This is a genomic window from Peptoniphilus hominis (ex Hitch et al. 2025), from assembly GCF_040096015.1.
In the GTDB taxonomy this organism is placed as follows: Bacteria; Bacillota; Clostridia; order Tissierellales; family Peptoniphilaceae; genus Peptoniphilus_A; species Peptoniphilus_A hominis.
Genome location: NZ_JBBMFO010000026.1, coordinates 1 through 21123 on the forward strand (window position 1 = coordinate 1; position 21123 = coordinate 21123).

A 21123-nucleotide genomic window follows, 5' to 3' on the forward strand; every position below is an offset into this window, starting at 1 on the left:
TGGAAAGTAATAAAATAATACCAGAACTAGTAAACTACCAGTCCTGGTATTAGGTCCAACTTTATGGGGTCACCACAAAAAAAGGAGGACTCAGCGTCCTCCAATTTTTTATCTTTATTTAGCTTTATGCTTCTTCTCTCTTCTTTCTGCTTTCATCCCAAAGTTCATTTGCCTTTTTATTCCAAGCCATTGCATAAGGTGTTGTCTTAACTTGCAACTCTTCTGCACTTTCAGGAGCAATCATATCAGTGTTTCTTGCACCAGAATCATTTACAATTTTAGTAAGTCTTCCTGGGTTTTCCAACATTGGACATGGCTTTAACAAGTTTTTGTTAAAAGGTTGGTTGTCGTGGAAACCCATAAATAGTGGACTCATTAGACATTCCTTAATAGTGTTTTCTCTAATATTTGAATCAGAATAGTGAATGAATACACATGGTTCCATGTCGCCAAGAGAGTTGATGTGGAAATAATTCTTGCCGCCAGCTATGCAACCATTAATAAATTCACCGTCATTTTGAAAATCAATTGTAAAAATATTTTGAGGATATTCAGCAGATCTTATCTCCCTAACCTTGTGGTAAACGTGCTCTCTTTCTTCTGGAGAAAGAAGTAGACTTACATCTGCATCCTTTCCAACTGGCATGTAGTGGAAGAACCAAGCAAGCTTGCATCCATGGTCTACTAGTATTTTTATGAAATCATCGTCAGTTACATATTTATAATTTTGGCTTGTGTAGCAAATAGAAGCTCCGTATAAAAGTTTGTGCTCTTTCATTAAGTCCATTGCCTTCATAACCTTTTGGAAAACTCCGTCGCCTCTTCTAAGATCTGTGGATTCTTCTGTTCCTTCAATACTTAGGGCAAAGGAAATATTTCCAGCTTCAACAACTTCTTCGCAAAATTCATCGTCGATTAAAGTTCCATTAGTAAAGACATGGAAGGCAGAGTCATTAAATTCCTTTGCAAGTCTAATGACATCATCCTTTCTAACAAGTGGTTCTCCACCAGTTAAAATGAAGAAATAAGTTCCAAGTTCATTGCCTTGTCTGACAATGCTTGCCATTTCATCGTAAGTTAAATTATTTTTGTGGCCATATTCGGCAGCCCAGCAGCCAGTGCACTTTAAGTTGCAGGCAGATGTTGGGTCAAATAAAATTACCCAAGGAATGTTGCAATTATATTCCTTTTGCAATTTGTTTCTAAGGGCATTTCCCTTATAGGCAGCGTTATAGCCAATAGTTTTGACAGAAGTCTTGACAATATTTTCGTCGATTCCATTAACAATGTCAGTACCAAAGGATACCCACTTAGAGTTAGGATCGTTAAGCTCATTTCTAACTCTCTCTAAGCCATTTTTCGCAGTGTTAACTTCACTTGATTCAGGCATCAAATATTCATCGAAGACATCAACTATCTCTATCATTCCCTTTTGAGGGTCCTTCTTTAATCTCTTGTAGGCTAGATTTACAGCCGTTTCGAAAACTTTTTCTTTTGTTTTGTCTTTAATTGCAGTATTCATCTAAAAACCTCCCGTATATTTATAAAGTGATAATCTTAATTAATAAAATACATTAAAATATTTTATCTGAACATTGTTCAATTTCTTATTTATATTTTACTACATTTCAAATAAATTTTAAAGCCTTTTTTATAAATAATTTAAATTTTAAATATGTTCATTAGATTAATTGTGGATAGTAGATAAAGAATGGCTTGTTTTAAAGAAAAATTGCCTAAATTTTGTGTGATTTTTAATAAAAAATTTAAAAAAGCACCTAAATTAATAGGTGCTAAGTGATAAATTATACAAATTTTTATTTACTTTTAGACAAATCTTTAGATTTTACTAAGGGATAATGCTTTTTAGGCCTATCCCCTAAAATTATTATTTATATTAGTGATTTCAAAAAAACTTAGGGCTTCCTCTTGGTAGTCATTTATACTTTTATTTGCCTGGCTAAAAATAAAAATATTTATAAAGAAGAGGGCTACCAATAAAAAGTAAAGTGGAAGCTTTAACTTTCCTGATTCTTTCTTTAAATAAAAATATAATAAAGCCAGAGAAGGAATTATTAATAGATTTAAAGCATAGAGAAAGTTGTAGTCGTAAATTGAGTAGTCTCTTAAATATCCATTTAAGTAAAAATTAAAGGCAATTAGTAAAAGCAAAAGTCCATAGGCTGATGATAAGACGATTTTATTTATTTTAGTTTTATTCATATTTCCTCCCAAATTTAACTTTTAATATCAAAATATTTTAAGGCTTCTTTGCCTTAATTATATAAGTAATAAGAATTTTGTCAATTAACTTTTGTGCAAAATTTAAGTCAAACTATTATCTTATCCTTACATCAAAAATTTTTAAAAGGAATCAATTATTCCTAGATCCATAGCTTTTTTCATAAGTTCTTGGTAGTTGTTGATGTAAAGCTTTTGATAAATTCGATTTAACATAACTGCAAGAGACCTCTCGGAGATAAAAAGTTCCTTGGCAACCTGGCTTCTCTTTAAGCCTGAGCAATAAAGTTTAACTATTTCAACTTCCTTTTCTGTCAAATTTTCTATAATTTCTTTTTCCTTAAAAAATTTTTTATCGTGAAGGTAGACTTCTCTTAATTTATTCCTAAGGCTTTCCATGTCCTCTTCCTTTGAGATGAAGGCATAGGCCCCAAGGCTTTTTGCTCTTTCGCCATAAAAAAATAAATCATAGCCAGATAAAATCACTATTTTTATATTTTTATCTTTATTTAAAATTTTTTCTGCCAAGTCTAAGCCGTTTAAGGATTCTTCAAAGCCCCTTAAGTTTATGTCCACAAGCAAAATATCATAGGAGCTTAAAAAGTTTATGTCTTCTAAATTTTTCAAATCCTCTAACAAATCAATTTCAAAAAAATCATCTTTTTCCAAAAATTCCTTTAAAGAACTTGCCATCATCTTATGATCTTCTATTAATAAAATTTTCATTTACAATCTCCTCTTGAATTGGCAGCTTGATAATAAATTCCACATAGGCTTGGTCTTTTGAATCTTTTTCTATCTTATTTTTAAGTATTAAGTCTCCCCCGTAAATTTTTAAGGTCTCCTCCATAAAACTCATGCCAGAGTGATTTTTCCTATTAAAATCTTCATCAAGGTAATCCTCAAAGTTTTTAATAGTCAAAAATATTATTTCATCCTCAATTTCCAGCCTTAATTCAGAAAAATAGCCCTGGGAATGTTTGTAAAAGTTGGTGACCATCTCATGAATGAACTTATAAATTACCTTGTCATAGGGACTGGGCAGAAAAATATTTTTGTCGCAGTAAAATTCAAGGAGCTTGTCATCTTGATACATTTCCTTTAAAGAATTTATGAGCTCTCTATAAATTTCGTAGTGACTTATTCCCTCTCTAAAAGCTGGATCTATTAAATTGATTTTAAGCCTAATCTTTTTAATGAGGCCCTTGTGAATTTCTAGGGACTTGCTCATATTTTTTTCATCTTCTAAAAACTTTTTCGACAAAATTATATCTTGCAAAATGTCATCATGGAGAAAGCTCAGGCTTCTTCTCTCAAAATTTTCTGACAAATTTTTCGCCAATTTATTATTGTATAAAAATTTTTCGTAGGCTGACTTATTATTTGTTATCTTCCTAAATTTTATTATCAGCTTAATATTTGCCATATTTAAGGAAAAAATCATGGCAAAGAGCAAGGCTAACCTATAATTTTTGACAAAGCTTTCAAAAAATAGTGTAAAAATAAAAATGAATATAAAGTTTATGGGATTCCTATAAAAATCAAAAATTACTTTTTTCAAATTTTTGTCCATGGAAACTATAAAAATTAAAATTGAAAGTTCCGCCACAAATAAAATTATAAATTCCCTAAGGTAAACATAAGTAAAGGTCCTTAAGAAGTTCATTAATAGAAATAAAAACAAGTAAATAAGGCTTATAAGCCAGACATTGGAAAGCAACTTGTGACTGTATTTTTTTATTTCTTTTCTATATGTAAGAACAAGAATAATAGGAAAAACTGCAATATAAAGCCTAGAAATTTTAACTATGCCCATGTAAAAAGTACTGTTAAAATAATTAGAAATAAAGGCCAATAAAAAAATAATAAGGGCAAAATAATTAAAATATTTCCACTTAAGCTCCTTCACTCTGCTTAAAAATATATATAAATTATAAAAAATTAAAAGATAAATAAAGGACAGGCTGACTTCAGAAGTATATTTAAAATTTATTTTGTATCTATAGAGAAAAATATAGTCCAGCAAAATCCACAGAGAAAATAAAACCACTAGCGAGCTGTGGTCCAGGATAATTTTTCTGTCATCAGCTAATAAAAAAGTTAAAAGAGAAATATTATTTAAAAGGCTTAGAGAAAATAAAAAATACATACCACTAAAATCTCTAAGCTTATAAATTTTTGCAGAATAAAATAATATGTAAAGCCCTGTAAAAACATAGGCTATTAAAATACTTGCCCTCAAAATTTTTTTGTCCCTAGTCATATTTCCCTCCCTCTCCAATTTTACTTAAGCCTGATTTTATTATATATTATTTTTAAATTTAAAAGGTCCTAAATTAATAGAACCTTTTGTTAATTTAATTATTTTAAAAAAGTATATCCATCTTTTTTTACTCTTCCAAAATATTCTCCATAATAAATATTTTTGTCCATTTTAACTGAGTCTGGATTGAATTTTAAGTCTCCCCTGTATCTTACCAAGCCCTTATTTGTCGTGTAAGTTATGTATTCAGGAAAGCTGTAGGCATCGTATCTTCTCTTTACACTTGTAATTTCCATTTCACTTTTAAAGCCGTTAAATAAAAATAATAGGGCTAAAAGAAGTAGACCTCCTAAAATTATCTTTGCACTTTTACTTTTTAATTTAGAAATCATAGTAACCTCCCCAATAATTTTTTCCTTACCTTCATTATATTATTTGAAATTATTTTGTCAGTTAACTTTTGTGCAAATTTATTTGAAGCTAAAGGCTTCTGGTCTTATTGTGCCCCTGTATTCTGCGTAATACTTTTCAGAATTTGGATCCTTTTTTATATTGTTTTCATTTAATTTTAAGTCAACCCTATATTGGATTAAGCCCTTTTTGTCTTTATAGCTAATATATTCTGGGAAAATTCTCCCATAGCCACTTCTGATTTTTGTAATGGACTCTTCCCTTGGCAGTCCAAAAAATAAAAATAAAGTTAAAGTGGATAAAATTAAAATTGAAAGAAAAATATTTTTTATTTTAGCCTTTGTCATGTCATCACCTTATAAAAAAAGAGAAGGCAATGCCTTCCCTTAATCTCTTTAAAATTAATATTTGTAAAATCCTTCGCCTGTTTTTCTTCCAAGAAGTCCTGCTCTAACCATTTTCTTAAGAAGTGGATGAGGTCTGTATTTAGGGTCGCCAAATTCAGTGTAAAGAACTTCCATAATTGCAAGAACTACATCAAGTCCTACTAAATCTCCAAGAGCTAGAGGTCCCATTGGGTGGTTGGCACCAAGTTTCATTGCTGTGTCAATATCTTCTACTGATGCAATGCCTTCAGCGTAAATTCCAATTGCTTCGTTGATCATAGGAATTAAAATTCTATTTACTACGAAACCAGGAGCTTCGTCAACTTCTACTGGAGTTTTGCCAATTTCTTTAGAAAGTTCGATAATCATATCTTTAACCTTTGGATCAGTTTTCTTACCTGAAATAACTTCAACTAGTTTCATAGCTGGAACTGGGTTAAAGAAGTGCATGCCAATTACTTTTTCAGGTCTTTTTGTTGCTGCGCCAATGTCAGTTATTGAAAGAGATGAAGTGTTTGATGCAAGAACTGTCTTTTCTTCACAAGTTTCGCAAAGTTCTGTGAAAATTGCTTTTTTAATCTTAGGGTTTTCTGTTGCTGCTTCTATAATAAGATCGCAATCTGCTACATCTTTGATGTCAGCTGATGTTGACAAGTTAGAAAGAGCTGTTTCCATTTCTTCCTTAGTCATTCTTTCCTTAGCAACATTTTTTTCATAACCTTTTTTGATTTTTTCCATAGCTTTTTCAAGAGCTTCTGGTGCTATATCTCTTACAATTACCTTGTGATATGGTGCAAGTACTTGAGCAATTCCTGCTCCCATAGTACCTGATCCTACTACTGCTATTTTCATTTTCACTTATTCTCCTTTAAATTCAGTTTTTCCCTTATTTAAAAATGCCTTCATGCCTTCTTTTTGGTCGTTTGTTGCAAAACATAGGCCAAAGTGAGTTTTTTCGATTTGCATTGCTGTGTCAATATCCGTTTGAGATCCATTTATTATTGATGCCTTAGAATATTCTACAGCCTTTGGCGCATTTTTTGAAATCTTTTTTGCCATTTCAATTGCTTTGTCAATTAATTCTTCAGGTTCATAAACATGGTTTACAAGACCTATTTCCAAAGCTTTGTCCGCACCTATCATTTCTGTAGTATAAATTAATTCCTTTGCATAGCCAGGTCCAATTGTCCTAGAAAGTCTTTGAGTTCCACCAAAGCCTGGTGTAATTCCAAGACCTACTTCTGGTTGACCAAATTTTGCCTTTGTAGATGCAAGTCTAATGTCACAAGCTATGGAAATTTCGCATCCACCACCAAGAGCAAATCCGTTTACTGCTGCAATTACTGGCACTCTACACTTTTCAATTTCCATGAAAGTGTCCATGCCAAGTTTTGCAAAGTCATAGGCTTCACTGGCAGAAAAGTTTGCCATTTCGCTAATATCTGCACCTGCTACAAAGGATTTACCTGCACCAGTTACAATAATACATCTAACATCATCTTCTACATGTGAGAAGAATCTGTGAAGTTCCTTCAACATTTCAGAGTTAAGGGCGTTTAAGCTCTTTTCTCTATTAAGTGTCAAAAGAATAATTCCATCACCTTTTTTTTCAACAATTAAATATTTGCAGTCCATATTAGTCCCTTCCGACGATAAGAGCAGTTCCCATACCTCCGCCGATACAAAGTGTTGCTAGACCCTTCTTAGCGTCTCTCTTTTGCATTTCAAATAGAAGTGTAGTTAAAATTCTTGCTCCACTTGCTCCAATAGGGTGACCAATTGCAATTGCTCCACCATTTACATTTACTTTATTGATGTCAAATTTCATAACTTGGTTAACTGCACAAGCTTGAGCTGCGAAAGCTTCGTTTGCTTCAATTAAGTCAAGGTCATCTGCTGTAAGTCCTGCTTTTTCAAGAGCCTTTGTAGATGAAGGAATAGGTCCAGTACCCATAATCTTTGGATCAACACCAGCTGTTGCATAAGAAATAATATATGCTAGAGGAGTAACTCCAAGTTCTTTTGCCTTTGATTCTTTCATTAGTACAAGCATAGCTGCACCGTCATTAATTCCAGATGCGTTACCTGCTGTAACTGTACCGCCATCTTTTTTGAAAGCTGGTCTAAGTTTTGCAAGGCTTTCTACTGTTACGCCATCTCTTATAAATTCATCTGTATCCACAACTGTTACATTGCCTTTTCTGTCTTTTATTTCAACTGGAACGATTTCGTCTTTGAATCTTCCTTCTTTTTTTGCTCTTTCTGCATTGTTTTGAGATCTTGCAGCAAGTTCATCTTGCATTTCTCTTGTTATGCCATATTTTTCAGCTACATTTTCAGCAGTAATACCCATGTGATAATCATTGAAAGCATCCCATAGACCGTCTTTAATCATTGTGTCAACAACTTTTTTGTCGCCCATTCTTGCTCCCCATCTTTCGTTAGTAAGAGCATAAGGTGCCATTGACATTGATTCAGTACCACCAGCAAGTACAATTTCTGCATCTCCAGCCTTGATAACTTGAGCTGCTAAACTTACTGCACGAAGTCCTGATCCACAAACGATGTTAATTGTAACTGCTGGAGTGTCAATATCTAGACCTGCTCCTAGAACAACTTGTCTTGCAACGTTTTGTCCTTGAGCTGCTTGAAGAACATTACCAATATAAGCTTCATCAACCATATCAGGCTTTACATTAGCTCTTTTAAGAGCTTCTTTAACTGCAACTACTCCAAGTTCTACTGCTGAAGTGTTTTTAAATTGACCTCCAAAACTACCTACTGCTGTTCTTGCAGCTGATGCTATAACAATTCTATCTTCCATTTTTTCCTCCTCATTATGCGCGTGGTGGCAATACTGTAGCCACACCATCTAAAACAATTTCTCCCTTTTGATTTGTACAAGTTGTTTTGAGTTTTAAAATTTTGTCTTTAATTATCTCAATTGCTTCAACTTTAGCTGTAATTGTGTCTCCAATATAAACAGGTTTAGTAAACTTCATTTCTTGACCCATATAAATAGTGCCAGGTCCAGGAAGTTTCATGCCAAGAACTGCTGATACAAGGCCTGCTGTAAGCATTCCATGTGCAATTCTAGTCTTAAAAGATCCCTTTCCAGCTTCAACTTCGTTTATATGGGCAGGATTTAAGTCGCCGGTGATGCCAGCGTAAAGATATACATCTGTCTCAGAAATTGTCTTTGTAAATTCGGCAGTGTCGCCAATCTTAATTTCTTTTATAGTTTTTCCCACGATATCTACCTCCTAAAACATCTAGTAAAGTTATACCCATAATTTAGTCAGATAAATTATTATCCTAAAATTAATTCATCTTCTCTAAAATATCAACGATTTTCTTTGCTGCATGACCATCTCCATAGGGATTGACAGCCTTTGCCATTTCTTCGTATAAGTTTTTATCATCTAATAAACTAATTATACTGTCATAGACATCTTGTGACTTTGTGCCCACAAGTTTAGCTGTCTTCGCCTCTACGCCTTCCATTCTCTCAGTCTCATTCCTAAGAACAAGGACTGGTTTACCTAGAGCTGGCGCCTCCTCTTGCACTCCTCCAGAATCTGTAACGACAAACTTTACTCTTGCCATGAGATTTGAAAAAGGCAAATAAGAAAGAGGTTCAATGAGGTGAACTCTGTCTAAATCAGAAAAATACTTTTTCGCAGTATTCCTGACAATTGGATTTAAGTGAATTGGAAAGACAATTTCAATATTTTCTCTTTCCAAGACCACTTGCCTTATGGCAGAAAAAATATTTTCCATTGGTTCTCCCCAGTTTTCTCTCCTATGTGCAGTTAAAAGTACTACATCTTTATTATAATCCAAATTGTTCAAAATTTCATCGTCAAATAGGAAATCTTCTTTAACTGAATACTTTAGTGCATCAATAACAGTGTTTCCTGTTATAAAAATATTTTTATCATCATAACCTTCCCTCAAAAGATTTTGTCTATTGGACTCTGTTGGTGCAAAATGATAATTGGAAAGGACTCCCGTTAGTTTTCTATTTGCCTCTTCAGGATAGGGTGAATATAAGTTGCCTGACCTGAGTCCTGCCTCAACATGACCTATCTTTATTTTCTTATAGAAGGCTGCAAGGGCTGCTGCAAAGACTGTTGTCGTGTCTCCCTGCACCAAAAGTATATCTGGCTTTAATTCATCTAAAATATCTTCAAGCCCCAAAAGTGTCTTTGTAGTTACATCTGTAAGGGACTGACCTTTTTTAAAAATATTTAAGTCATAATCTGGCTCTATATCAAAAATTTCCAGCACTTGGTCTAGCATCTCCCTGTGCTGACCTGTGACACAAGTGTATGACTCAAGATCTTTTCTCTTTTCTATTTCTTTTATAATTGGTGCCATCTTTATGCCTTCAGGTCTTGTACCAAATACAAATAATACCTTCAATTTATTCCTCCTTATTTTTTAGCATGCCTGCAGCCACTCCAGTAAAGACTATTATTAAGATAACTCCTATGGAAATAATAAGCCCTATGGATGAATGGAACTTTGAAATTACATTTGCAAGTATGCCAAAGATCGCAGAAATGGAGTACAAAATCACAACTGTTTGTCTTTGATTTAGACCCATTTTTAAAAGTCTGTGGTGAAGATGTCCCTTGTCTGCTTCTACTATGGACTTGCCTGATAATTTGCGTCTTAGCATTGCAAAGGCTGTGTCAAATACTGGCACGCCTAAAATTACAACGGGCACGAAAATCATAAGTATTGCCGCTTGTTTAAGAAAACCTGAAATACTTATATAGGAAAGCATAAAGCCAAGATAGAGGGCTCCTGTGTCTCCCATAAATATTTTTGCAGGGTTAAAGTTAAAGGGCAAAAATCCAAGGCAAGCTCCTGCCACAAGGGCACAAACTAGGCTCACTTCATGTCTTCCCATTTGATATGTTATAAAAAACATTGAAATTGCACATATCATAGAGACTCCTGAGGCAAGGCCATCAAGTCCGTCTATTAAATTTATTGTATTAGTAATGCCGCAGACCCAAAAAATTGTAACTGGTATGGAAAGCATATTTAAAATAAGGAGTGCATCCTGTGAGTCAAAGGGATTTGTGAAAAATTCTATTTTCATTCCACCACTTATAAGCACTATGGCTGCAAGGATTTGAAAGCCAAATTTCAACTTTGGACTTAGGTCATACTTGTCGTCATAAAGTCCAGAAAATGCAATTATAAGAGAACTTATAATTGCCATAATAAGTGCCTTATCTATTTTCAAAAATACAAGCATTAAAATAGTCACACTTATTACCATGGCAATGCCACCACCTACGGGAATTGGCTTATTGTGAACTCTTCTCCCATCCTTTGGCACATCTAAAAATCCCATTTTTTTGGCAAGCTTTATGACAAAGGGCATTTGCACAAAGGTCAAAATAAAAGCTGCAAAAAAAGGAACTAAAAAATTATACATATTAACCTCTTACTTCGTTCCAAATAATCTGTCTCCTGCATCTCCAAGTCCAGGAACTATATATCCGTCTTCGTTTAGCTTTTCATCAAGGGCAGCAATGTAAATTTCTACATCTGGATGAGCTTCCTCAACTGCCTTTAAGCCTTCTGGTGCAGCCAAAAGATTTATTGACTTAATATTTTTTGCACCATTTCTCTTTAATTCGTCAATGGCTTCTATAAGTGAGCCACCTGTTGCAAGCATTGGATCTACTATAATCATTTGTCTTGATGCAACATCTTTAGGTAATTTTGAATAATAAGTAACTGGCTTTAAAGTTTCAGGGTCTCTATACATACCTATGTGACCAACTCTTGCTGCTGGAATAATTGTTAGAAGTCCTTCCACCATGCCAAGACCTGCTCTTAAAATAGGAACGATGCCAATTTTTTTGCCAGAGATTCTCTTTCCCACAGTTTTTGCTATAGGAGTTTCGATTTCAATGTCTTCTGTTTCAAGATCTCTTGTGACTTCGTAGCCCATTAAAGTTGCAATTTCATTTACAAGTTGTCTAAATTCCATGGAGCTAGTTTCTTTTTTCCTAAGAATTGTCATTTTGTGATCAATAAGTGGATGTTTTATTATTGTGTATCCCATTTTATTCCTCCTCGATTTTATTTACTCTATTTATGTGTCTTCCGCCTTCAAATTTTTCATCTAAAAAGGCTTCTACTATTTCTATTGCCATGTCGTGACCAATTAGTCTTGCTCCCATGGCAAGGACATTGGCGTCGTTGTGGCGTCTTGCAAGTCTTGCAGAATAAGGTTCAGAGCAAAGTGCAGCTCTTATTCCCTTAACTTTATTTGCAGAAATTGAAATTCCAATTCCTGAGCCACAGATGACTATGCCAAAGTCCATCTTATTGTCTATAACTTCGTGACCAACTGCGTGACCATAGTCTGGATAGTCAACGCGATTATCGTCAAAGGGTCCCATGTCCTTCACTTCAATATTTTTTTCTTCTAAGTACTTTATTAGGTCTTGTTTTAAATAAAATCCTGCGTGGTCAGAACCAATTGCTATTTTCATTTTTCCTCCTAAATTCTCATGACAACTTTTCCGCTACAAGCCTTGAGAAGTCTATTCATAATGCTTAGACCTATTCCCCTAAGTTCAAAACCTTCTGCGAAAATAATGTCTACATTTTCATCATCACATCTTCTAAGTGCGTCAAATAGATTTGCCGCAACTTCCTCAAGATGGTCTCTACTTCCCAGGTTAATTAAGAGTTTTATGTCTAAATTTTTGTATTCGTCATAAGTTTCATCTGTTGCAAGGACTGCAATTTTTTTGTCCTTATTTTCTTCTATATTTTTTTTAATTTCGTTGACAACTTTATCTAGTCTTCCACCAAAGCAAATTGCCTCTGCCCTTGGAGCGTAGTGCCTGTATTTTTGTCCTGGAGATTTTGGAATTTCTCCACTTTTTGCATCAATTGTGGCATTGTCAATTCTTATATTTTCATCAATTTCCCTTAAATCTTCTAGGGTAATCTTGCCAGGTCTTAAAATCATTGGCGGGTCCACTGTTACATCTAGTACAGTTGACTCAATGCCAACTACAGAGTGACCACCGTCCACAATTATGTCTACCCTTCCATTTAAATCTTCTATTACATGTTCCACCTTAGTTGGAGATGGTCTGCCAGACAAGTTTGCAGAAGGAGCTGCCACTGGAAAGTCCACTGCCTTTAAAATAGCATGGGCGATTTCATTGCTTGGCTCTCTTATAGCAACTGTTTCAAGTCCACCTGTAGCTTCGTCTGGAATAAGATCAGATCTCTTAAAAATAATTGTAAGAGGTCCTGGCCAAAACTTTTCCATACATTTTTTTGCCACATCTGGAATTTCTGCAACTAAAGGGTCTAGCTGCGAATTTTCTGCTATGTGAAGTATTAGTGGATTGTCGCTAGGTCTGCCCTTGGCTTCATATATTTTTTTGCAGGCTCTCTTGTTAAGTCCATTGCCACCAAGTCCATAAACTGTTTCTGTGGGAAGAACAACAAGACCTCCTTCTCTTAAAGTGTCGCTGATTTTTTTGAGATAAATTTTATCCTTTGCATTTCCTTTAAATTTTATAATTTCAGTTTTCAAAAAAACACCTCTATTCTTTACATTATACCAAGAACAGAAGTGTTTTTTAATAGTTAATCCTTATTTAATTCATTGTGAGGGATAATTTTTCCACTTTTAATGCTTTCTTTGAACTCTTTCATTATTTTTTCATAAATTTCGTCATTTTGTAAAATTTCTATGCCAACTTCAACTATGGCTGCAATGGCTTTTTTCATTTGGCTAAAGGCATAGTCTGTCATAGTTGCATCTCTTAGCTCTACTGTGTGTCCACTTACGCCTTCATCTGCAATTTTAAAGTAGCCATGAAGAGTTGGAATTTCGTGAGAAATATTTCCCGCATCAGTTGAGCCTTTGTTTAACTCCTCATCCCTTATCTCTTCATCGAGATATTTTTCCATTTTTTCTTTTAACACTTCGTTAAAGGCAAGGTTCCTTACAGTGTTGTCATTTCCCTTTTCATATTCAGAAATCTTAAGCTGGCAACCTGTTGCGAGACCTGCTCCCCTTGCACAATTTTCTAATTTTTCTAAAATTTCTAAGAGATCTTTTTTCTCTGGACTTCTTGCGTAAAATCTTGAATCAGTGTAATCGGGAATAATATTTGCCGCCTTGCCGCCATCCTTTATTATGCCGTGGATTCTTGCCCCATCCTTAGTCTCTTGTCTTAGGGCGTTTATGGCAGAAAATAAAACTATTTGTGCATCAAGAGCGTTAATCCCCTTTTCTGGTGCATCTGCTGCGTGAGATGTTTTGCCAAAAAATTCAAACCTTCTCGTGGCAAGGGCAAGGGAATTTGGAGTAAGGGCATTATAAGAGGCTGGGTGCATTTCTATGGCAACATCCACATCATCTAGTTCATGAGAGTTTGCAATTTCAATTTTTGTGCCACCAATTTCTTCTGCAGCGGTTCCAAAAACAATTACCCTTCCGCCAAGATCATCTATTAACTTTGAAAGGACTATGCCTGCACCAGTTGCCGTTGCCCCTAAAATATTGTGGCCACAGCCGTGACCTATGCCTGGCAGTGCGTCATATTCTGACAAGTAAGAAATTGTCCTTCCCTCTTTCTTTGAATCGTAAACTGCCTTAAAGGAAGTTTCGCAATCCATGTAGGGGCATTCAATTTCAAAACCGTGTTTTTTTAATAGGTCCATATGAGCCTTGGAAGACTTGTATTCTTCAAAGCCTAGCTCTGGATTTTCGTATATAAATTTTCTGAGCTCATCTAGGTCTAAAGAAATCTCTTCAACTATTTTTAATATATCCATAATTCACCTACTCATTTATTCTGTAATACTCGTACTTCTTGTAATCTTCGTAAGCTTCCTTAGCCTCGCCCTTGACTTCATTTCTTGGATAAGTGTTGACTCCGTCAAAGATAAAGTTTCTTGAAATAATTGGAAGTTTTTTCCTCATTTCTGAATTGTAAATAAAGAAATTGTCTACTTTATTGTAGTTTAGCATGTCAAGAACCATTGAAGCAAGATAGTTGGCAGAAACTGCATTGCCATCTTGGATTTCAACATTTTCTCTATTTAAAAATGCCCTTCCACTTTCATTGGCAAGAATTACATAAGGAGTTGAGTAAAATTCAATTTCCTTTTCCAAGTCGTCGTGAGACAATTTTATTCCAATTTCATCAAAGGCACTGGGATCATTTCCAAGGCCAGGAAGATGGTCGCCATAAAAGACCATAATAGTTGGCTCATCTAGTGACATAATCATGTCGTAAACTTCTCCCAGCATTATGTCCATGTCCTTAACTCCCAAAAAGTAAGAGCCAAAATTATTTGCAGCCTCTTCTGATAGGGAAACTGTACATTGATAAGGTAAATTTTTTCCATATTTATCATAAAAATATGGGCCATGGTTTTGAATGTCAAGACCATAAGAAAAAATTGGCTCATCTGAGTTTTCTAGAGCTTCTAAAAATCTACTTCTAAAAATTTCTGAAAACTGTCTTTCAGAAACATAGCCGCCCTTCATTTCAGGCTGGTCAATATTTTCTAGGAAAAAATTATCTTTAAAGCCCAGTTTTGGATAGACGTCTTGCCTTCCATAAAACCAGGCAAAACCTGGGTGAAATGCCATAGTCTTATAACCAATTGTGTTAAATAGGCTTGGCAAAGATGACACATCTCTTTTAATTGCATTAAAGGCAAAACTTTCATCAGGCGCGCAGTCTATAGTTAAGGCTCCTGTCAAGGCATCAAATTCTGTGTCTCCTGTCCCTCCACCAAAGGATGGCGTTACAATTCTTCCCTGCATTACGGAATTTTTTTGTAATTTTTTAAAATTTTCATTTGGATCATTGCCTGGTGCAAAAGAAAAATGTTCATCTTGAGATAAGTCTGTAAAGGCCTCTCCCATTATCCAAATAATGTTAGGTCTTGGATTGTATTTTATTACAGAAATATCTTCTCCATGGTCAACTCTGTCTCTCTTTTCCATTTCTTTCTTGTCGTAGCCTTCTGGTGGTCTTACAAAAGATTTTTTTAAGTTAAATAAAAAAGTGTAGTTAAATCCCTTGGAATTAAAGTGGTCTATTAGGTTATATACATTTCCATTAAGAGGAAGGCTGTTATAAATTTTGTCCTTTGAGTAAACAAAATTAAATAAAAGAACTGAGGAAATAATAATAGAAAGAATTCCTATTAACCTGTCCCTAACTCTTAATTTTTCGCTCTTAAAAAATCTTGAAAGAAAAATTAAAATAAAAAGGCTCACTATAAAAATTATTATAGACGTAGAGTCTGGCTTGTAAGAGTTCTGGGACATTTTAAGTGCCTCAAAGGATAGGGCAAGGTCTGAAACTCTAAAGGGCGCATTCCTATAGATTACCTTAGTCCTGTGGACTGTAAAAAATATTAAATAAAATAAGGAGTTGAAAATTAGAGCAAATCTTCTCCTGCCAAAAATTCCCTGAAATAAAATTCCTGTAAGAAAAATTGGAATAAAATTTAAAAGTAAAACTAGGGGGCTTCTCGTGATTTTCTCCATAAAGGGTGCATCACTTGGTGCCAAAAGCAACATGGCAAAAGTTAAAAGGATAGCAAATAAAATTTGACTGATAAAATCTATAAAATTAAAGCCTCTGGACTCCAAATTTTTTTCTTTATTGAACATAAATATCACCTTCTAGTAGACAATTATATAATATTTTGTAAAATTTTGGAAAATATTTTGTAAATTCAGGAGCTCTTTTTTAAATTTAGGCAAAAATAAAAAGCCCCTAAGGACTTTTTATAAATTTTATTTTATTGGCAAGGTATTTTTTATTGTCTCAACGGACTTTTTCCACTTTTCTCTTTCTTCTTCATCTAAAACTAAGTCATAATGGTCAAGAATACCATCTCTACCAACAAGAGCTGGATGACCAATGTAGCAGCCGTCCTTTTCTGAATAAGATGAAACTGGCAAAATTGTCTTTGAGTCTTGGAAAATTGCTTCAATTACTAGGGCAGTTGAGTTTGCAATGCCGTAGGATGTGTAGCCCTTAGCTTTTATTGTTTCAAAGGCTCTAATCTTTGTCTCTTCTTCGATTTTCTTGCAAGTTTCCCTGTCCAAAATTTCATAAATCGGTTTTGTAGCTATAGAAACTTGTGACCAGGCAACGAATTGGCTGTTGCCATGTTCTGCAATTACATAGCCGTCAACAGAGTTTGGATCCATGTTTAATTTTCTTGCAAGGGCATTTTTCATCCTTGCTGAATCTAAAATTGTTCCCGTTCCAATGACTCTCTCTTTTGGAAGCCCCGTAAGTTTTTGCAAATAATCTGCTATTACATCGCAAGGGTTTGTAATGCTTACTATGATGCCCTTAAACTTGGACTCTTTAATTTTTTTGCCCCACTCTTCAGCGCAAGTCTTTGTGTACTTAAATTCCAACATCCTGTCATTATTCTTTTGCAAAATTGTGATGTCTCCTGGAGCAAAGACAATTATGTCTGACTCATCTAAATTTTTTTGTTCTCCTGCAAAAATATTTATGTGTCCATTTCTATTTACATAGCCATCAGATAAGTCGCTTACCTCTGCTTCAGCAAGTCCTTCCTTTTTGTCAAATAAAAAAAGCCTGTCGCAAAGAGATCTTTCAACAATTGTGTGGGCTACAGTTGCCCCAACATTTCCTAAACCTATTATAGATATTGTTCTCATTTTATCCTCCATTTTTCTATAAATAATATTAACACTTTTTTGTGGGATTATAAATTTTTTTCTCACATCAAATTTTTTTAATTTTTCTTTTATTAATTTATAAGATATTCATTAAAGTAAAAAAGACTGCCGAAGCAGCCTTAGTTTCTCTTTTCAGAGTGAAGATTGGTATAATTTTATTATTAATCTTAGGAGTTATGGGGTGTCCCAAAATCATTTTGTTAAATGACAATTGCTATCATTAACTGTCCTTATTATATTATAGAATTTTTTATTTGTAAAGGGTTTTTGATAAAATTTATCAATTTTATATTATGAGAATTTATTTAAAATTTAATTTTGATCTTCCAATAAAGTTTTCTTTGAATTTTCAATAAAAAATTAACTTTGATTTTTCAAAAAAAATTTTTAATTTGCTTTTTCAATAAATATTACTTTTGGTTTTTCAAAAAAATTTTTAATTTGCTTTTTCAACTAAAGAATTACCTCTATTTTTTCCAAAATAAATTTTAATTTTATTCTCCCAATAAAAATCTTTAATTCATCGCAAAAAAATTGCACCCAAGGAGGTGGGTGCAAGGGGATTCCGGTAATTGTGATATTAAGGAAAAAAGCTGGTAAACTATAAGGGATTCTTAATAAAATATTTCACAATTATCTTCTACATAGTATATAATAAAATTATTACAAAATAAATTAAGAATTATTTGTATTGATGACAAAATATTTTTGATAGGAGGACTTATGAATTTCGAAAGTATTTATTATTTCACAGAGCTTGCCAAGACACTTAACATGAATGAAACTGGCGAAAAACTTTATATATCTCAACAAACTCTATCTAATCACATAAAAAGACTGGAAGACTACTACGGCACAAAATTATTTTTCAGAAAGCCCAAGCTAATGCTCACTCCCATTGGAGAAGAGTATTTGAAGTATGCAGAAAAACTTTTAACAGCTGAATCTGACATGATAAATAAAATTCGCGACATGGAAAGCGAGGACAGGGGCAAGCTAATAGTTGGCGCATCTTCTCCCAGGGCGGACATTTTTATTCCATCAATTATTGAAAAATTTACAGAGGAGTTTCCCCAAGTTGGACTAGTCCTTTACGAAAAGCAGTCTAATGAACTGGAAGATATGTGCCTGGAAAACAAACTTGACATAGCCATTAGCATTGACGAGAATTATAAAAATGAAAACCTAAAGTCTCGCCTCCTCTTTGATGAAAAATTATACCTCTGTGTAAGCGACAGACTTTTGGAAAAGTATGTTGATGACCTTGAAGCTTTAAAAGAAAAATCACTTGAAAAAATTGACTTAAGAGATTTTGAAAAAGTTCCCTTCCTCCTTTACACTCAGGATAACAGAATAAGAAGTCTAATAAATCAAAGCTTTAAAAGTGCAGGTGTTAGACCTATTGACTACATCGAGACAGCTTATTCTAGAATTGCCCTTGCCATTTGCAACAAGGCCCTTGCTGCAGTTTTTATTTCCCAAATGAATATAAAAAGATGGATGGAGGAATTTGGCGATGACATAAATATTTTTCCTCTCTATGTAAAAAACAAACCTGTAAGTCTTGGCATCTACGCCATAAAAAATAAAAACCGCTACATCACAAAGTACACAAAGAGATTTGTTGAGCTTTTGGAGGAATATTTTGAATCAATTAATGCCGAAAAATTAGAAAAAATTGCAAAAAAATAAAGTGGCACCTTTTTGTGGTGTCACTTTTTTAATTTAAAATCCATTTTCAAATTCTTGTCTAAATCTGTTAAATAGATCTTGCTGTTCTTCTTGTCTCTTTTGATATTCCCTAGCTCTCGCTTCTTCTTGAGCCTTGATGTCCTTTTGGGCTTCCTTATCCTTTTCTATTGAGTAGTCAGAGAACTTGACTTCAGTCTTTGCTTCCTTGCCCTTTCTTACATAGGACACTTCAGCGCTGTCCCCTTCTTGATATTTATAAAGGATTGACTTAAGAGCGTTGTTGTCTGAAACTTCGTCCTTGCCAATTTTTGTTATAATATCTCCTGCTTCAAGTCCTGCTTCTGCTGCAGGTGATCCTTCATAAACCTTGTAGACAAAGATTCCCTTGTCGACTTCAGTCTTGCCGTTAAAGACTTGGGCTGCTACATTTAAATTCATTGTCAGCATTCCCATGGAAATTTCCTTGTAGCTTCCTGTTTCGATTACTTGTTTTACAATTGGCTTAATAAAATTAATTGGAATTGAAAAGCCAAGTCCCTCTGCAGATTGAACCTTTACAGTGTTGATGCCAATGACTTCACCTTCTGCATTTAAAAGTGGACCGCCAGAATTTCCCCCGTTAATTGATGCGTCAGTTTGGATAAGTCCAGTCATATATCCGCCACCACTTACTGCACCAACATATCTATCTAGTCCAGATATAATTCCTTGAGTTACTGTTTGAGAAAATTGTAGTGAAATTGGGTTTCCAATTGCAATTGCTGCATCGCCTATGGAAAGTGCATCGGAGTCACCAAGTGTTGCCACATTTAATTTTTCCTTTGTATTTATTTTTACAATGGCAAGGTCAACATTTTCGTCTGCCCAAATAGTTTTGCCTTCTATGTCCTTTTCATTGTTAAGTCTAACTGTTACATCTTCAACAACCTTGTTGTTTAATTTTACAACGTGAGCATTGGTAAGGATGTAGCCCTTTGGATCCACTATTACGCCAGAGCCAACGCCTTGGACTTCCACTTGACCAAAGAAGGATTGTTGAACTCCCTTAGTTGTAATTCCAACAACTGATGACATTGACTTCTTTGCAACAGCAGAAGCAACGCTCATATTGTCCTTGGCAGAAATTGTTATATTTGAATTGTCTTCATTGGAAGTTCTTGAGCTCTCCTGTGGTAGCAACTTATAAGTTGTGATTGCTGATCCAATTATTCCGCCAATTAGTGAAAAGACTAGGGCAATTACTACAATAATTTTTCCCCCGCCAGAATTTTTATTTTCTCGTCTATTATTATCCATAATTTTCCTCCTAACAATTTTGTTATATTTATATTAGTGTGATTATGTGAAAAATTGATGATTTTATTATCAAAGCTTTTTGAAATATTTAATATTTTTTGAAAAATTTAGGAGAAATTTTTCTCTAATTACTTTATCTTCAAAAAAAGAGACTCCTCAGAGCCTCTTAATCTTATTTTCCAAAGGCAGGTATTACTGCGCCCTTGAATTTTTCTTCTATTAATTTTTTAGCTGCATCTGAATTTAAAATTTCAATGAATTTTTTGAATTTTTCTTTATCAGCATCTTCTTTTCTAATGGCAATTAAGTTTGCATAAGGTGAATCTTTTGATTCTAAGAAAATTGAATCCTTAGTTGGGTCAAGTCCTTGTCCAATGGCAAAGTTTGCATTTATAACTGCAGCACCTGCATCCTTATAAACTTGGGCAATTGATGGTGCATCCATTGCTGTGAATTTTAAATTCTTTGGATTTTCTGCAATATCTTTTTCTGTTGAATTTAGGTTTGTCTTGTCCTTTAACTTAATAAGACCTGCATCTTCAAGAAGAATTAAGGCTCTTGCTCCGTTACTTGGGTCGTTAGGAATAATAATTTCTGCTCCTTCTTCAATTTCATCAACTGATTTGTATTTTTCAGAGTATAAAGCCATTGGTTCAATGTGAACATATCCAAGTACATCAAGGTTTTTAATGCCTCTTTCTTCTACAAAACTGTCAAGATATGGCTTGTGTTGGAAGTAGTTTGCATCAAGATCTCCTGCTTCTAGTTGCAAATTTGGTTGAATGTAATCATCAAAATTAACAACTTCAACATCAAGTCCTGCCTTGTCAAATTCATCCTTTAAGCCTTCAATGATTTCGCCATGAGGTGTAGGTGACACGCCAATTACAATTTTATTGTCGCCATCTTTAACTTCTCCAGCTGCTTGGTTGTTTCCTTCTGCCTTAGCTTCTTCCTTCTTTGCTCCACCACAAGCTGTTAGTGTTAGAGCTAGCACTAGTGAAAGTGCCAAAATAATTTTCTTCTTCATTTTTTTCCTCCTAAATTTTTTTATTTATATTAATTCTAAGAAACTTAGAATTAAT

21 protein-coding genes are annotated in these 21123 nt (G+C 34.1%); 1 reads left to right on the forward strand and 20 read right to left on the reverse strand.

Going from position 1 to position 21123, the window contains the following annotated elements:
- Positions 1–124: 124 nt before the first annotated feature.
- From WMO19_RS07750 to WMO19_RS07835, 18 genes are all read right to left on the reverse strand, one after another.
- On the reverse strand, positions 125–1522 hold the full coding sequence (locus WMO19_RS07750) for a radical SAM protein (RefSeq protein WP_349171185.1): 1398 nt from the start codon (positions 1520–1522) through the stop codon (positions 125–127).
- A 350-nt stretch (positions 1523–1872) separates the two neighbouring features.
- Positions 1873–2223 carry a hypothetical protein gene (locus tag WMO19_RS07755; RefSeq protein ID WP_332086652.1) on the reverse strand — a complete coding sequence of 117 codons (351 nt, stop codon included), beginning with the start codon at positions 2221–2223 and terminating at the stop codon, positions 1873–1875.
- 141 nt (positions 2224–2364) lie between these two features.
- Positions 2365–2967: a DNA-binding response regulator gene (locus WMO19_RS07760; protein WP_349171187.1), complete on the reverse strand. Its 603-nt coding sequence runs from the start codon at positions 2965–2967 to the stop codon at positions 2365–2367.
- Positions 2939–4504, reverse strand: coding sequence for a hypothetical protein (locus WMO19_RS07765; RefSeq protein WP_349171189.1), 1566 nt, complete (start codon positions 4502–4504; stop codon positions 2939–2941). The genes WMO19_RS07760 and WMO19_RS07765 overlap by 29 nt, the downstream gene beginning before the upstream one ends.
- A gap of 98 nt (positions 4505–4602) precedes the next feature.
- Entirely contained in the window at positions 4603–4896 is a 294-nt protein-coding gene (locus tag WMO19_RS07770) for a hypothetical protein (RefSeq protein ID WP_349171190.1), read from the reverse strand.
- A gap of 78 nt (positions 4897–4974) precedes the next feature.
- Entirely contained in the window at positions 4975–5262 is a 288-nt protein-coding gene (locus tag WMO19_RS07775) for a hypothetical protein (protein ID WP_349171192.1), read from the reverse strand.
- 54 nt (positions 5263–5316) lie between these two features.
- The gene (locus WMO19_RS07780) at positions 5317–6153 is read right to left on the reverse strand and encodes a 3-hydroxybutyryl-CoA dehydrogenase (RefSeq protein ID WP_070610241.1); all 837 of its coding nucleotides are present in this window, start codon (positions 6151–6153) and stop codon (positions 5317–5319) included.
- A 6-nt stretch (positions 6154–6159) separates the two neighbouring features.
- On the reverse strand, positions 6160–6936 hold the full coding sequence (locus WMO19_RS07785) for an enoyl-CoA hydratase-related protein (protein WP_349171194.1): 777 nt from the start codon (positions 6934–6936) through the stop codon (positions 6160–6162).
- A 1-nt stretch (position 6937) separates the two neighbouring features.
- Entirely contained in the window at positions 6938–8125 is a 1188-nt protein-coding gene (locus WMO19_RS07790; protein WP_019124034.1) for an acetyl-CoA C-acetyltransferase, read from the reverse strand.
- Between the two features lie 13 nt (positions 8126–8138).
- Positions 8139–8555: a MaoC family dehydratase gene (locus tag WMO19_RS07795; protein ID WP_036731048.1), complete on the reverse strand. Its 417-nt coding sequence runs from the start codon at positions 8553–8555 to the stop codon at positions 8139–8141.
- A gap of 67 nt (positions 8556–8622) precedes the next feature.
- On the reverse strand, positions 8623–9726 hold the full coding sequence (wecB, locus tag WMO19_RS07800; protein WP_288167426.1) for a non-hydrolyzing UDP-N-acetylglucosamine 2-epimerase: 1104 nt from the start codon (positions 9724–9726) through the stop codon (positions 8623–8625).
- A 1-nt stretch (position 9727) separates the two neighbouring features.
- Positions 9728–10756 (reverse strand): glycosyltransferase family 4 protein, encoded by a 1029-nt coding sequence (locus WMO19_RS07805; protein ID WP_349171197.1) that lies wholly within the window; start codon positions 10754–10756, stop codon positions 9728–9730.
- Positions 10757–10765: 9 nt separating this feature from the next.
- Positions 10766–11392: a uracil phosphoribosyltransferase gene (gene upp, locus WMO19_RS07810; RefSeq protein WP_019124030.1), complete on the reverse strand. Its 627-nt coding sequence runs from the start codon at positions 11390–11392 to the stop codon at positions 10766–10768.
- A 1-nt stretch (position 11393) separates the two neighbouring features.
- Positions 11394–11825, reverse strand: a complete 432-nt coding sequence (gene rpiB, locus WMO19_RS07815; RefSeq protein WP_070610248.1) for a ribose 5-phosphate isomerase B — start codon at positions 11823–11825, stop codon at positions 11394–11396.
- An 8-nt stretch (positions 11826–11833) separates the two neighbouring features.
- Positions 11834–12889, reverse strand: coding sequence for an L-threonylcarbamoyladenylate synthase (locus tag WMO19_RS07820; protein ID WP_349171199.1), 1056 nt, complete (start codon positions 12887–12889; stop codon positions 11834–11836).
- Positions 12890–12942: 53 nt separating this feature from the next.
- Entirely contained in the window at positions 12943–14139 is a 1197-nt protein-coding gene (locus WMO19_RS07825) for a M20 family metallopeptidase (protein WP_349171200.1), read from the reverse strand.
- Between the two features lie 7 nt (positions 14140–14146).
- Positions 14147–15997, reverse strand: coding sequence for an LTA synthase family protein (locus WMO19_RS07830; protein ID WP_349171202.1), 1851 nt, complete (start codon positions 15995–15997; stop codon positions 14147–14149).
- A 126-nt stretch (positions 15998–16123) separates the two neighbouring features.
- Positions 16124–17029: a lactate/malate family dehydrogenase gene (locus WMO19_RS07835; RefSeq protein ID WP_349171204.1), complete on the reverse strand. Its 906-nt coding sequence runs from the start codon at positions 17027–17029 to the stop codon at positions 16124–16126.
- A 744-nt stretch (positions 17030–17773) separates the two neighbouring features.
- Here WMO19_RS07835 and WMO19_RS07840 point away from each other — a divergent pair.
- Complete coding sequence (locus WMO19_RS07840) at positions 17774–18742, forward strand: LysR family transcriptional regulator (protein WP_019124024.1); 969 nt, start codon at positions 17774–17776, stop codon at positions 18740–18742.
- 33 nt (positions 18743–18775) lie between these two features.
- Here the strand turns inward: WMO19_RS07840 and WMO19_RS07845 are convergent, their stop codons facing one another.
- Both WMO19_RS07845 and WMO19_RS07850 read right to left on the reverse strand, forming a co-directional pair.
- Entirely contained in the window at positions 18776–20038 is a 1263-nt protein-coding gene (locus WMO19_RS07845; RefSeq protein WP_349171206.1) for a S1C family serine protease, read from the reverse strand.
- Between the two features lie 172 nt (positions 20039–20210).
- A complete protein-coding gene (locus WMO19_RS07850; RefSeq protein ID WP_349171208.1) occupies positions 20211–21068 on the reverse strand; it encodes a MetQ/NlpA family ABC transporter substrate-binding protein in 858 nt (285 codons plus the stop codon).
- Positions 21069–21123 lie beyond the last annotated feature (55 nt).